Source organism: Streptomyces sp. NPDC048560 (genome assembly GCF_040650955.1).
Taxonomy (GTDB): Bacteria; Actinomycetota; Actinomycetes; order Streptomycetales; family Streptomycetaceae; genus Streptomyces.
On the sequence record NZ_JBEZIJ010000013.1, the window covers coordinates 1 to 12,705 of the forward strand.

General features: G+C 71.4%; 11 protein-coding genes. 2 read left to right on the forward strand and 9 right to left on the reverse strand.

Going from position 1 to position 12,705, the window contains the following annotated elements; genetic code table 11:
* Nucleotides 1–548: 548 nt before the first annotated feature.
* Genes proC through AB0C82_RS30050 form a run of 3 tightly spaced genes read right to left on the reverse strand, consistent with a single transcriptional unit; the run spans nt 549 to nt 3,019 of the window.
* The gene (gene proC, locus AB0C82_RS30040) at nt 549–1,358 is read right to left on the reverse strand and encodes a pyrroline-5-carboxylate reductase (protein ID WP_362847995.1); all 810 of its coding nucleotides are present in this window, start codon (nt 1,356–1,358) and stop codon (nt 549–551) included.
* Nucleotides 1,359–1,418: 60 nt separating this feature from the next.
* Complete coding sequence (locus tag AB0C82_RS30045) at nt 1,419–2,180, reverse strand: ABC transporter permease (protein WP_362847998.1); 762 nt, start codon at nt 2,178–2,180, stop codon at nt 1,419–1,421.
* Nucleotides 2,177–3,019, reverse strand: a complete 843-nt coding sequence (locus AB0C82_RS30050) for an ABC transporter ATP-binding protein (RefSeq protein WP_362848560.1) — start codon at nt 3,017–3,019, stop codon at nt 2,177–2,179. The genes AB0C82_RS30045 and AB0C82_RS30050 overlap by 4 nt, the downstream gene beginning before the upstream one ends.
* A 234-nt stretch (nt 3,020–3,253) precedes the next feature.
* Between AB0C82_RS30050 and AB0C82_RS30055 the strand changes: the two genes are divergently transcribed.
* On the forward strand, nt 3,254–4,711 hold the full coding sequence (locus AB0C82_RS30055; RefSeq protein WP_362847999.1) for a SulP family inorganic anion transporter: 1,458 nt from the start codon (nt 3,254–3,256) through the stop codon (nt 4,709–4,711).
* A gap of 91 nt (nt 4,712–4,802) precedes the next feature.
* On the opposite strand, the gene AB0C82_RS30060 is transcribed toward AB0C82_RS30055, so the two are convergent.
* Both AB0C82_RS30060 and AB0C82_RS30065 read right to left on the reverse strand, forming a co-directional pair.
* Nucleotides 4,803–5,276: a hypothetical protein gene (locus tag AB0C82_RS30060; protein ID WP_362848563.1), complete on the reverse strand. Its 474-nt coding sequence runs from the start codon at nt 5,274–5,276 to the stop codon at nt 4,803–4,805.
* A 202-nt stretch (nt 5,277–5,478) separates the two neighbouring features.
* Nucleotides 5,479–5,781: an SH3 domain-containing protein gene (locus AB0C82_RS30065; protein WP_362848002.1), complete on the reverse strand. Its 303-nt coding sequence runs from the start codon at nt 5,779–5,781 to the stop codon at nt 5,479–5,481.
* 123 nt (nt 5,782–5,904) lie between these two features.
* On the opposite strand from AB0C82_RS30065, the gene AB0C82_RS30070 reads away from it, so the two are divergent.
* Nucleotides 5,905–8,139 (forward strand): protein kinase, encoded by a 2,235-nt coding sequence (locus AB0C82_RS30070; RefSeq protein WP_362848004.1) that lies wholly within the window; start codon nt 5,905–5,907, stop codon nt 8,137–8,139.
* A 55-nt stretch (nt 8,140–8,194) separates the two neighbouring features.
* Here the strand turns inward: AB0C82_RS30070 and ilvD are convergent, their stop codons facing one another.
* From ilvD to AB0C82_RS30090, 4 genes are all read right to left on the reverse strand, one after another.
* A complete protein-coding gene (gene ilvD / locus AB0C82_RS30075) occupies nt 8,195–10,045 on the reverse strand; it encodes a dihydroxy-acid dehydratase (protein WP_362848007.1) in 1,851 nt (616 codons plus the stop codon).
* A gap of 155 nt (nt 10,046–10,200) precedes the next feature.
* Entirely contained in the window at nt 10,201–10,818 is a 618-nt protein-coding gene (locus AB0C82_RS30080) for a TetR family transcriptional regulator (RefSeq protein WP_362848009.1), read from the reverse strand.
* Nucleotides 10,815–11,627, reverse strand: a complete 813-nt coding sequence (locus AB0C82_RS30085; protein WP_362848566.1) for a sugar phosphate isomerase/epimerase — start codon at nt 11,625–11,627, stop codon at nt 10,815–10,817. Before AB0C82_RS30085 ends, AB0C82_RS30080 begins: the two co-directional genes overlap by 4 nt.
* 91 nt (nt 11,628–11,718) lie before the next feature.
* Complete coding sequence (locus AB0C82_RS30090) at nt 11,719–12,666, reverse strand: Ppx/GppA phosphatase family protein (RefSeq protein WP_362848012.1); 948 nt, start codon at nt 12,664–12,666, stop codon at nt 11,719–11,721.
* Nucleotides 12,667–12,705 lie beyond the last annotated feature (39 nt).

Here is a 12,705-nt window from a genome sequence, read left to right on the forward strand (position 1 = left end):
CGTTTCCGACTCTATCAGACTCTTTCGTGTCCGATTCCCGGTCGAAGCGGGTTTCGCTTTCCAGTTCTTCGCTTTCGCGTTTTCCCTTTCCGGCGAGTCCGACTCTATCAGATCCTTTCGGGCCTGATTCCCAGTCAGTGGGGTTTGTCTTCCCGGCCGTTGGGCCGTTCCGACGAGTGAGACTTTAGCGAATCCCGGGCCCCGACGCTAATCGGGTCACGCTCGTTCGAACGCGGATTCTTCATTTCGCAAATGCGCACAGAAAGCGTGCGACAGCTGTCGCTCGCTTGACGTGGTTCTTGCGGAATGGCTGTCCGGGGACCGACCGGGGTCGGCGCTCACGTCGGACAACTCGGAGTACATTACGGATCGGTGCCGGGTGTGTCAACCCCCGGCCTGGGCGCCGAGTCGAGGGTTCAGGGAGCTTCTCGGCTGCGGCGATCCGTCGGGCGATCAGCCGGTGCGGAACCACCGCCGTGTCGTCGCACGGCGGTGGGTTCGCGCGGGTGGTGCGGGGTGGGGAGCCGGTCGAGGCAGCGGGGAGACCGTCAGCCGTTTCCGCCGGCCAGTTCGCGGCTGCGGTCCCGGGCTGCTTCCAGGGCGGCGATGAGGGCGGCCCGTACGCCGTGGTTCTCCAGCTCCCGGATGGCGCTGATGGTGGTGCCGGCCGGGCTGGTGACGGCCTCGCGGAGCTTGACCGGGTGTTCGCCGCTGTCGCGGAGCATGACGGCGGCGCCGATGGCCGCCTGGACGATCAGGTCATGGGCCTGGGCGCGGGGCAGGCCCAGGAGGATTCCGGCGTCGGTCATCGCTTCGACGAGGAAGTAGAAGTACGCGGGGCCCGAGCCGGACAGCGCCGTGCACGCGTCCTGCTGGGACTCGGGGACGCGCAGGGTCTTGCCGACGCTGCCGAAGATCTCCTCGGTGTGGGCGAGGTGCCCCTGGGTGGCGTCGCTGCCTCCGGAGATGACGGACATGCCCTCGTCCACCAGGACCGGGGTATTAGGCATGACGCGTACGACCGGGGTGTGCTCGGCGAGGCGTTCCTCGATGAACGCGGTCGTGATGCCGGCCGCGGCGCTGATGACGAGGCGGTCGGCGGTGAGGTGGGGAGCCAGTTCTTCGAGGAGCTTGCCCATGTCCTGGGGCTTGACCGCGAGGATGAGGGTGTCGGCGTTCTTGGCGGCGTCGGCGTTGCTGACGGGCTCGACCCCGTACCTGGTGCGGAGTTCTTCGGCGCGCTCGGAGCGGCGCGTGGTCACGAGGAGGTCGGCCGGGCGCCAGCCCGCCCGGATCATGCCGCTGAGCAGGGCCTCGCCGATCTTGCCTGTGCCGAGGACTGCGACTGTCTGGGTCATGGGTTCACCCTCCGGGCGGTGCTCTGTTCGTCTTCTCGGCGTCATCCTCGCATCGGGCCGTCACGGCGTGCGGCGACGCAGTGTGGCAGCGCCCAGGCAAAGGACGAGGAGTGCGCAGCCCGCGACGACGAGGATGTCGCGGACGAAGTCGGCGGTGATGTCGGTGTGGAGGAGTACCTCGTTCATACCGTCGACGGCGTACGACATGGGCAGGACGTTCGAGATCGCTTCCAGTGCGGGTGCCATCTGGTCGCGCGGGGTGAACAGGCCGCACAGGAGCAGTTGCGGGAAGATCACGGCCGGCATGAACTGGACGGCCTGGAACTCGGACGCCGCGAAGGCGGAGACGAACAGGCCGAGCGCCGTGCCCAGCAGGGCGTCGAGCAGGGCGACCAGGAGCAGCAGCCAGGGTGAGCCGGTGACGTCGAGGCCCAGGACCCAGACGGAGAGCGCGGTGGCCAGGAGGGACTGGGCGACCGCGACCGCGCCGAAGGCCAGCGCGTAGCCGGCGATCAGGTCGCCCTTGCCGAGGGGCATCGCGAGGAGGCGTTCGAGGGTGCCGGAGGTGCGTTCGCGCAGGGTGGCGATGGAGGTCACCAGGAACATCGTGATGAGCGGGAAGATGCCGAGCAGCGAGGCGCCGATGGCGTCGAAGGTCTGCGGGCTGCCGTCGAAGACGTACCGGAGCAGCGTGATCATCAGGACCGGGATGAGCAGCAGCAGCGCGATGGTGCGGGGGTCGTGACGGAGCTGGCGCAGGACGCGGGTGGCGGTGGCCGCGGTGCGGGCGGGGGTCAGGGCACGTGGGGTGGTGGTGTTCATCGGGTCGTCTCCTGGCGGGTGGCTGGTGCGGATGCCTGGTCGACGAGGTGGAGGAAGGCCGCCTCGACGGTGTCGGAGCCGGTGCGGGCGCGCAGGCTCGCGGGGGTGTCTCCCCCGGTCTCCGGCCCGGACGTGCCCCCTCCGAGGAGCTCGCCCTGGCGCATCAGCAGGAGGCGGTGGCAGCGCTCGGCCTCGTCCATGACGTGGGAGGAGACGAGGATCGTCGTGCCGCGCTCGGCGGCGAGTGTGTGGAAGAGGTTCCACAGGTCGCGGCGCAGGACGGGGTCGAGTCCGACGGTCGGTTCGTCGAGGACGAGGAGTTCGGGTGTGCCGAGGAGCGCGACGGCCAGGGATACGCGGCTGAGCTGACCGCCGGAGAGGGTGCCGGCGAGGGCGTCCGCGTGGGAGGCGAGGTCGACGTCGTCGATGGCTCGGGTGACGGCCTCGTCGCGGGCTTCGCGCCGGCGGCGGCCCGGCTGGAGTACGGCCGCGAAGTAGTCCAGGTTCTGCCGGACGGTGAGGTCGGTGTAGACGGACGCGGCCTGGGTGACGTAGCCGATGCGCGGGCGCAGCGCGGGATGGCCGGCCGGGTGGCCGAGGACGTCCAGGGTGCCGGTGACCTCGGCCTGGGTGCCGACGACGGCGCGCATGAGAGTGGATTTGCCGCAGCCGGAGGGGCCGAGCAGGCCGGTGATGCTGCCGGGTTCGACGGTGAAGTCGAGGCCGCGCAGGACGGTGCGGTCGCCTCGTACGACCGTGAGGGCGCGGGCCTCGATGGCTGGGGCGGGTACGGGCGTTCCCTCGGGAGGCTCGGAGGTGTCCACGGGAAGAGAATTCATCATGTGATGAATATTGTTCCGGCCGGGTGTCCACGTCAAGAGATCGGTGGGGCGCGCGCGGGCGGGGGGCGTGCGGGGCGGGAACGAATCACTCCTTTGCGCGTCCGCTGATCAACTTTCCGAGCCCGCCGGTGGGCTTCGCTGAAGGAGAATCGTTTTCACCGCTCCGGCCCCGTGCCGACGCATCTCCCGCCCTCGTCCCTGATGGTTTCCACAGATGGAGGTGCCCTCTTCGTGCGTGGCTTCCCGGTCTCTCGCGCCGACTTCACCGCTTCGCTCGTCGTGTTCCTCGTCGCGCTTCCGCTGTGCGTGGGTGTGGCCGTCGCCTCCGGGGTCCCCGCCGAGCTCGGGCTGATCACCGGAATCGTCGGCGGGCTGGTCGCCGGGGTGCTGCCCGGCAGCAGCCTCCAGGTCAGCGGGCCCGCGGCCGGGCTGACCGTGCTGGTCTACGAAGCGGTTCAGCTGTACGGGGCCGCCGCACTCGGAGTCCTGGTGCTGGCCGCGGGCGCCGTGCAGGTGTTGCTGGGGGTGCTGCGGCTCGGCCGGTGGTTCCGGGCCGTCTCGGTTTCGGTCGTGCAGGGGATGCTCGCCGGAATCGGACTCGTCCTGGTCGCCGGGCAGCTGTACGCGCTCGCGGACGCGACGCCTCCCGGCTCGATGGGCCGCAAGCTCAGCGGCCTGCCCGGGCTGCTGCTCGGTACGGGGGTGACGGGCACCGCCGTCGCGGTGGGCGTGGGCGCCGTCGTCGTCCTGGTGGTGTGGCCGAGGTGGCGGCGGGCCGCGCGGATCGTGCCCGCGCCTTTGGTCGCCGTGGGGCTCGCGGCCGGGGCGACGGCACTGTTCGGGCTGCCGGTGCGGCGGGTGGAGGTGAGCGGGGTGCTCGACGCCGTACGGCTTCCGGGCCCGGGCGAATGGGCCCGGCTCATGGAGGCCGGGGTGATCGGCACGGTGCTCGCGTTCGCGCTGATCGCCTCGGCGGAGTCGCTGTTCAGCGCGGCGGCCGTGGACCGGCTGCACGGCGGGAAGCGTACGGACTACGACAAGGAACTGATCGCCCAAGGCACTGGGAACGCGGTGTGCGGGGCGTTGGGCGCGCTGCCGATGACGGCCGTCATCGTGCGCAGCTCGGCCAATGTGCACGCGGGGGCGCGGACCAAGGCATCACGGGTGCTGCACGGGGTGTGGCTGCTGGTGTTCGTCGCCGCCCTGCCCTCGGCGCTGGGCGTGATCCCGGTGGCCGCGCTTGCCGGGGTGCTCGTCCACGCGGGCTGCAAGCTCGTACCCGTACGGGCGTTGAGGCCGCTGTGGCGTGAGCATCGCGGTGAGGCGCTGGTGCTGGGGGCGACGGCCGGGACGATCGTCGCCACGAACCTCTTCGAGGGTGTCGTTGTCGGGCTGCTGCTGGCGGTCGCCAAGACGGCGTGGGACACGAGCCACGTCCATGTGGAGGTGACGGGCGCGGAGCGGCCGGGCGGCGCGCTGCGGGTGCGGGTGGTGGGCAACGCGACCTTTCTCCGGCTGCCGAAGCTGCTCGACGCCCTGGAGGCCCTGCCCCACGACCGTGGTGTGGAGCTGGATCTCAGCGGGCTGCGGCACACGGACCACGCGTCCGCGGCCGCGCTCGAGGCGTGGGCGGGGGAGCGGGAGGCGGGTGTACGGGTGCGGCGCGCGGGCGCCGGTGTGGTGCCCTAGGCCGTGTCTTGGCGGCGCGGTCGGCGACGCTCCGCGGCGGCGACGGTTCTCGGCCCGGCGACGGGTCGAGGACACGGCCCGGCGGGTCGGCCTACTTGCGCTTGGGGCGCTTGCGGGCCGCCGGGTTCCCGGTGCGGGCCGAGCGGCGCTTCGCGTACTGCGCGAGCGCGGTCTCGTACTCCGTGCGCCGCAGCTTCTCGCCCGGGGCTTCTGTGAGCGAGCGGAAGAAGTAGGCGAGCAGCGAGCCGATGAAGCCGATGGTCTTGAGGCCGCGCAGATTGTCCTCGCGGGCCGGGTCCACCGGACGGCGGCCGAAGCCCTCCCAGGTCTTGCGGAAGGCGATGGCACTGCAGATCGCGAACATCAGGATGACGAGGAGTCCGACGAAGCCGCCGACGTCCGCGATCTCCAGGCCCTGATAGGCGAAGCGGAGCACGAAGCAGGCGACGACGGCCGCGGCGAGCGAGCCGGCGGCGACGCCGGCCCTCCGCAGCCCGTAACCGCCGTCGTGGCCGACCCAGGTCGTGCCGAAGAAACGGATGGGCTCGGGCTGCGGGCCTGCCACGGTGGAGCCGGTGTGCTCGGGGCCGGGGCTGGGCGTCTCGCCGGGCTTGCTGTTCCTGCTGTTGCCGCTGTTCTCACTCTTCTCGCTCACGGGATCGATTATCCCCGTGCGGCGCCGGTAGCCGTCAGTCGCAGCGCGGGCGCCCGTACGTCAGTCGCAGCGCGGGCGCCCGTACGTCAGTCGCAGCGCGGGCGCCCGTACGTCAGTCGCAGCGCGGGGCGACGTATCCGTCGCTGCCCGTCTTCACGTACGCGTCCGACACGAACTCGCCGTCGGCGATGTTGTCCCAGAGATTGGTGGTGCCGTAAGGGCCGGCGATCCATTCCCCCGGCTTCTGGCAGTACACCGGGACGCTCATTCCGTACGGAAGCGTCCGCACGATCCCGTACTTGGTGCCCGGTCCGCGCCGGACGTTGACCCGGTATCCCGGTGCGATCGGATAGCGCGTGACACCGTCCGACGCGATGGTCGCGCTCTCCGTGGTGACGATCTCTTCCATGGCCATGAGGGCCTCCCCCGTTGGAAACGTTTCGTGCGACGCGCAGGCTAACAAGCCCCACCCCCGTCGCACACACCATCGACTAGGCTCCGTGCGTCGCGCTTGCGCACGAACACACGGGGGTGGGCGATGCCGCCGCTGCGAGGGACCGGATCCGATCCGGAAGCGGAGCATCCTGAGTACGCCGGGCAGTACCGGCTCGACGCATGTCTCGGGGCGGGCGGCATGGGTGTGGTGCACCTTGCCCGCTCCCCTTCCGGGCTCCAGCTCGCCGTGAAGATCGTGCACCGGCAGCACGCGGCCGACCCGGAGTTCCGGGCGCGTTTCCGGCAGGAGGTCGCGGCGGCCCGACGGGTCAGCGGCGCCTTCACGGCGCCGGTCGTCGACGCCGATCCGACCGCCGCTCTGCCCTGGATGGCGACGCTGTACGTGCCCGGCCCCACGCTCTCCGAACAGGTGAAGCGGAACGGGCCGCTGGCCCCCGCCGAGCTGCGCAGGCTCACCGCGGGTCTGGCCGAGGCGCTGCGGGACATCCACCGGGCCGGTGTCATCCACCGCGATCTCAAGCCGAGCAACGTGCTGCTCTCCGACTCGGGGCCCAAGGTCATCGACTTCGGTATCTCCCGGCCGTACGACAGTGATCTGCGTACGGAGACGGGGAAGCTGATCGGCTCGCCGCCCTACATGGCGCCCGAGCAGTTCCAGCGGCCGCGCGAGGTCGGACCCGCGGCGGACGTGTTCGCCCTGGGCGCCGTGCTGGTCCACGCCTCCACCGGCCGTGGGCCCTTCGACTCGGACAGTCCGTACATCGTGGCCTACCAGGTGGTGCACGACGAGGCCGATCTCGCCGGGGTACCGGCGGATCTGTCGCCGCTGGTCGCGCGGTGTCTGGCCAAGGACCCGGCGGAGCGGCCCACACCGGACGAGATCATGGCGGCGCTGGCGCTGCAGCCCCCGTCGTACGAGGCCGCCGCGTTCATACCGGCGCAGCGCCGGGCTGCGCCGGTACGGGGGCCGGTGCGGGCGTTGGTGCCGGGGGCGGCGACGGAAGCGGGGACCGGCACCGGGGCCGGCCCCGGTGCGGAGACGTCGACGCATGTGCGGGTGTCCGGTGCGGGTGCCGGTTCCGTGCGGCGGAAGTGGCGGGCCCGAAGGTCCCGGTGGAGCGTCGTCGGTGTCGTGGTGCTCGCCCTCGCCGCCGCAGGCGTCGCCGCCGTGGCCGGCCTCCCGGGCGGGAACGGATCGCCGGGCGGTCCGGCACGGGCGGGGAACTCCGAGCCCGGGCCACCGGCCGCTTTCGCGCCGTGGGTGACGCCGTTGTCTTCGGCGGGCGGGTCCACACCGGTCTGCTCGGGGGCGGGTGGCGGGGTGTACTGCGCGGCCGCCGGGTTCGGTACGGGGCTGCTCGATCCGGTGGACGGCCGGGTCGTCTGGTCCCATCCGGAGTCCTCCGGGGAGGTGCCGTCGGTGGGGGCGCTGACGAGCGGGGTCGTCCACGCGTCCGATCCCGGTGAACGGCTCCGGGTGTACGACGCGGACAAGGGCGCCGAGCTGTGGGACGCGGACCTGTCCGCGTACCTCGGTGTCCCCTTCTCTGCCGGGGACACCCTGCTGATGACCCGGGAGAACGGGTCCGCCGAAGGACTGGACGGCAGGACCGGGAAGTCCCGCTGGGTGCGGGAGGTGCCCGGTCATCTGCGGCCCGACTACGCGCTGTACGACGAGCGCTCCGGGATCGCGTACGCCTTCGAGCACGCGGCGAACGGCACGACGACACTCGTCACGGCGCTCGAAACCGCCACGGGACGCACGGCGTGGCAGCACCGGCTGGACGGGACGCTCACCCCGGTCGGCGCTCCGGGCGGTGCGCTGGTGCTGACGGCCATGAACGAGGAGGCGCAGACCGTGGGGCTCGTCCGCTACGAGCCGGCGCGCACGGCGGTCACCCGGCTGGCACTGCCCTTCCGTATGAACGAACCGGAAGTGGTGATGGGCGGGGACACGGCCTATCTTCTCGCCAGGAACGGCACGCTCCTCGCCATGGACACCAGTGGTCCCGGCGACACGGAGGCGGGTGGCGGGAAGGGCGAGCTCTGGCACCTGGAGACCGCTGCCGGGCGGACCTCACCGCCCGTGCTGGCGGGCGGGAGCCGGCTGTGCTTCTCGGCGGCCGACGGCAGGCTGCTGGCCGTGGACACGGAGCACGGAACACTGCTCGGCCAGACGCGGCCCCGGCTGCGGGCCGGGAAACTCACGTACGCCTCGGCGCTTCCCGCGCCCGTGGCTCTCGGCCGGACCGTTTACGGAACGTCCCCCGACGGCTCCGTGTTCGCGGTCGACGGGCGCGCTCCCGCCGACTGGTGAGGCCCTGGGAGCCGGTCGGACGACCGGTGCCCAGGGCCCGCGGTGTGACGTCGGGTCAGCCGAGCCTGGAGACGTCGCGCACGGCGCCCCGGTCGGCGCTGGTCGCCATCGCCGCGTAGGCGCGCAGGGCGGCCGAGACCTTGCGCTCGCGGTTCTTCGGAGCGTAGACGCCGTCCAGCGCCTCGCGGCGGGTGGCGAGCTCGGCTTCGGGGACGAGGAGCTCGATGGAGCGGTTCGGGATGTCGATCCTGATCCGGTCACCGTCTTCGACGAGCGCGATCGTGCCGCCCGATGCCGCCTCGGGTGAGGCGTGGCCGATGGAGAGCCCCGACGTGCCGCCGGAGAAGCGGCCGTCCGTGATCAGGGCGCAGGTCTTGCCGAGGCCGCGGCCCTTCAGGAAGGAGGTCGGGTAGAGCATCTCCTGCATCCCGGGGCCGCCGCGCGGACCCTCGTAACGGATGACGACGACGTCCCCGTGGGTGATCTCCTTGCGGAGGATCTTGTCGACGGCCTCGTCCTGGGACTCGCAGACGACGGCCGGTCCCTCGAAGGTCCAGATCGACTCGTCGACACCGGCGGTCTTCACGACGCAGCCGTCCACGGCGAGGTTGCCCTTGAGGACGGCCAGGCCGCCGTCCTTGGAGTACGCGTGCTCGACGGAGCGGATGCAGCCGCCCTCGGCGTCCGTGTCCAGGGTGTCCCAGCGCTCGGACTGCGAGAAGGCGGTCGCCGAGCGGACGCAGCCGGGCGCCGCGTGCCACAGCTCGACGGCCTCGGCGGAGGGTGAACCGCCGCGCACGTCCCACGTCTTGAGCCACTCCGTGAGCGTGGCCGAGTGGACGGTGTGCACGTCCTCGTTCAGCATTCCGCCACGGTGGAGTTCGCCGAGGATGGCGGGGATGCCGCCCGCCCGGTGCACGTCCTCCATGTAGTACGTGCCACCGGGGGCGACGTTCGGGGCGACCTTGGCCAGACACGGGACGCGGCGCGACACCGCGTCCATGTCAGCGAGGCCGAAGTCCAGCTCGGCCTCCTGGGCGGCGGCCAGCAGGTGCAGGATCGTGTTGGTGGAACCACCCATGGCGATGTCGAGGGCCATGGCGTTCTCGAAGGCTGCGCGCGTGGCGATGTTGCGCGGCAGGACGCTCATGTCGTCCTGCTCGTAGTGGCGCGCGGTGATCTCGACGATCGTGCGGCCGGCGTTCTCGTACAGGGCCTTGCGCGCGGTGTGCGTGGCGAGGACCGAACCGTTGCCGGGGAGGGCCAGGCCGATGGCCTCGGCCAGGCAGTTCATCGAGTTGGCGGTGAACATGCCGGAACAGGAGCCGCAGGTCGGACAGGCGTTCTCCTCGATCCGGAGCATGTCCTCGTCCGAGACCTTGTCGTTGACCGCGTCGGACATCGCGTCGACCAGGTCGAGACTGCGGACCGTTCCGTCGACCAGCGTGGCCTTGCCGGCCTCCATCGGGCCGCCGGAGACGAAGATCGTCGGGATGTTGAGGCGCAGGGCCGCCATCAGCATTCCGGGCGTGATCTTGTCGCAGTTGGAGATGCAGATGAGCGCGTCCGCGCAGTGCGCCTCGACCATGTACTCGACGGAGTCGGCGATCAGGTCCCGGGACGGGAGGCTGTACAACATGCCGCCGTGACCCATCGCAATGCCGTCGTCGACGGCGATCGTGTTGAACTCACGCGGAACGGCGCCCGCCGCCAGGATCGCGTCGGAGACGATGCGGCCGACCGGGGCGAGGTGGGTGTGGCCCGGGACGAACTCGGTGAAGGAGTTGGCCACCGCGATGATCGGCTTGCCGATGTCCTCGCTCGCTACGCCCGAGGCCCGCATAAGAGCGCGGGCGCCCGCCATGTTGCGGCCGTGGGTGACAGTGCGGGACCTCAGCTGGGGCATCGCGCTCGCTCCTTCGACAGAAAAGACTGCCTCCGAGCGTACGCCCCGGCTCCAAGATCTGGACAATGTGTCCGGAATGCGGGATGTGGTGCTCGGTACGTGGGCGCCGGCCCGGGGCGTCCGGGCTCCGCGCGGGGCGGCGCACTGCCCGCCCGTCAGGCCTCGGTCAGGTATCTCTGGAGCGTCGGCGCCACCATGGCGATGATCTTCTCCGGGTCCGCCGACGCCAGCGGTTCGGCCTGGATGACATACCGCAGGATCGCGATGCCGATCATGTGGGAGGCGGCCAGTTCCGCGCGGAAGGTCGGATCGGGGACGTCCAGCTCCGCCGCGATCCGCTCCAGCAGCCGCCGCAGCACGAAGCCCCGCAGCACCTTCGCCGCCGCCTCGTGGGTGAGGGCGGAGCGGATGACGGCCAGCAGCGGGGCCCGCGTCGCCGGGTTCTCCCATACGGAGATGAAGAAGCGGGCCAGCCGCTCCCCCAGGCCGTCCGCGGGGCCTTCGAGGATGGCGGGGACCACCAGCGCGGGCTCGAAGGAGACCTCGATGGCGGCCGCGAAGACCTCGTCCTTCGTACCGAAGTAGTGGTGGACCAGTGCCGCGTCCACGCCCGCGGCCTTGGCGATGCTCCGGATCGATGTCTTGTCGTAGCCGCGCTCGGCGAATTCGGTGCGGGCCGCTTCGAGGATGCGGGTACGGGCGTCGGGGCCGGTCGCCTCCGCCGTACGCGAGGGACGGCCCCTGCGGCGGGGGGCCGGGGCGTCCGGAGTCATGCGCGGGGGGCCTGGGCCGAGGACGCCAGGTGCAGCCGGGTGAAGGCCAGCGCTTCGGCGAGGTCGGCCTCCCGTTCGGCGGAGGACATCGCGCGGCGGGTGTTGACCTCGATGACGACGTGGCCGTCGAAGGACGTACGGGCGAGCCCCTCCAGCAGTTCGGCGCAGGGCTGGTCACCGCGGCCCGGCACCAGGTGCTCGTCCTTGCCCGACCCCTTGCCGTCGGCGAGGTGGATGTGGGCGAGCCGGTCGCCCATCCGCTCGACCATGGCCAGTGCCTCGGTGCGGGCGGTCGCGGTGTGCGAGAGGTCCACCGTGAAATGCCGGTAGTCGCCGTTCGTGACGTCCCAGTCGGGGGCGTACGCGAGCATCTCGCGGTCCCGGTAGCGCCACGGATACATGTTCTCGACGGCGAACCGGACGTCCGTCTCGTCGGCCATGCGCCAGATTCCGGTGACGAAGTCGCGCGCGTAGTTGCGCTGCCACCGAAACGGCGGGTGGACCACGACGGTCGACGCCCCGAGCTTCTCCGCCGCCGCCTTCGCCCGCTGGAGCTTCACCCACGGGTCGGTGGACCAGACGCGCTGCGTGATGAGGAGACAGGGGGCGTGCACCGCCAGGATCGGCACCTGGTGGTAGTCCGACAGCCGCTTCAGCGCCTCGATGTCCTGGCTGACGGGGTCGGTCCAGACCATGATCTCGACGCCGTCGTAGCCGAGGCGCGCAGCGATCTCGAAGGCCGTCGCCGTCGACTCCGGATAGACCGAAGCAGTCGACAGGGCGACCTTCGCATCCGGAACGCGCACCACTGGTTCTGCCACCAGAACAGGGTACGGGCAGCGGTGCGCGCCGCCGGGGGATCTTGACCGAAAGTGACCAGGGCCATGGCGGGTGGCCCAGTCAGTTCAGGGCTGCCTGCCCTGTCGGAAGGTGGTCCAGCCGGCGCAGGATGACGCCCTCGCGCAGCGCCCAGGGACAGATCTCCAGCTCCTCGACGCCGAACAGGTCCATCGCCCCCTCCGCGACCAGCGCCCCGGCCAGCAGCTGCGCCGACCGCCCCTCGGACACCCCGGGCAGGCTGCCCCGCTGGTCGATCGTCATCGCCGCCAGCTTCGGGACCCACTCCTCCAGCGCCTTCCGGGTGAGGACGCGCTGTACGTACAGGCCCTCCGTGGAGCGGGCGGCGCCCGCGATCCTGGCGAGCTGCTTGAACGTCTTGGAGGTACCGACGACGTGGTCGGGGCCACCGAATCGGGTGAACTCGCCGACACTCCGGGCGATCCTGGCCCGCACATGCCGGCGCAGCGCCTTGACCTCCAGCGGGTCCGCCGGGTCGCTGGGCAGCCACGCCGCGGTGAGCCGCCCCGCGCCCAGCGGGAGCGACACCGCGGCGTCCGGCTCCTCGTCCATCCCGAACGCGACCTCGAGCGAGCCGCCGCCGATGTCCAGGACGAGCAGCTTCCCCGCCGACCAGCCGAACCAGCGGCGGGCCGCGAGGAACGTGAGACGCGCCTCCTCCTCACCGCTGAGGACGGCGAGGTCGACACCCGTCTCGTCCCGCACCCGCGCCAGCACCTTGTCGGCGTTGGTCGCCTCCCGGACAGCTGAGGTGGCGAAGGGCAGGACGTCCTCGCAGCCCTTGTCCTCGGCGGCCTGGACCGCGTCTGCGATCGTCGACACGAGCCGCTCCACGCCCTCCGGGCCGATCGCCCCGTCCGCGTCGAGGAGCTCGGCCAGACGGAGCTCCGCCTTGTGCGAGTGCGCGGGCAGCGGGCGGGCGCCGGGGTGGGCATCCACCACCAGCAGATGAACCGTGTTCGACCCCACGTCGAGGACTCCGAGTCTCATACCCGGAACGCTACTGCTCCGGCGGACTTACTCTTGGCG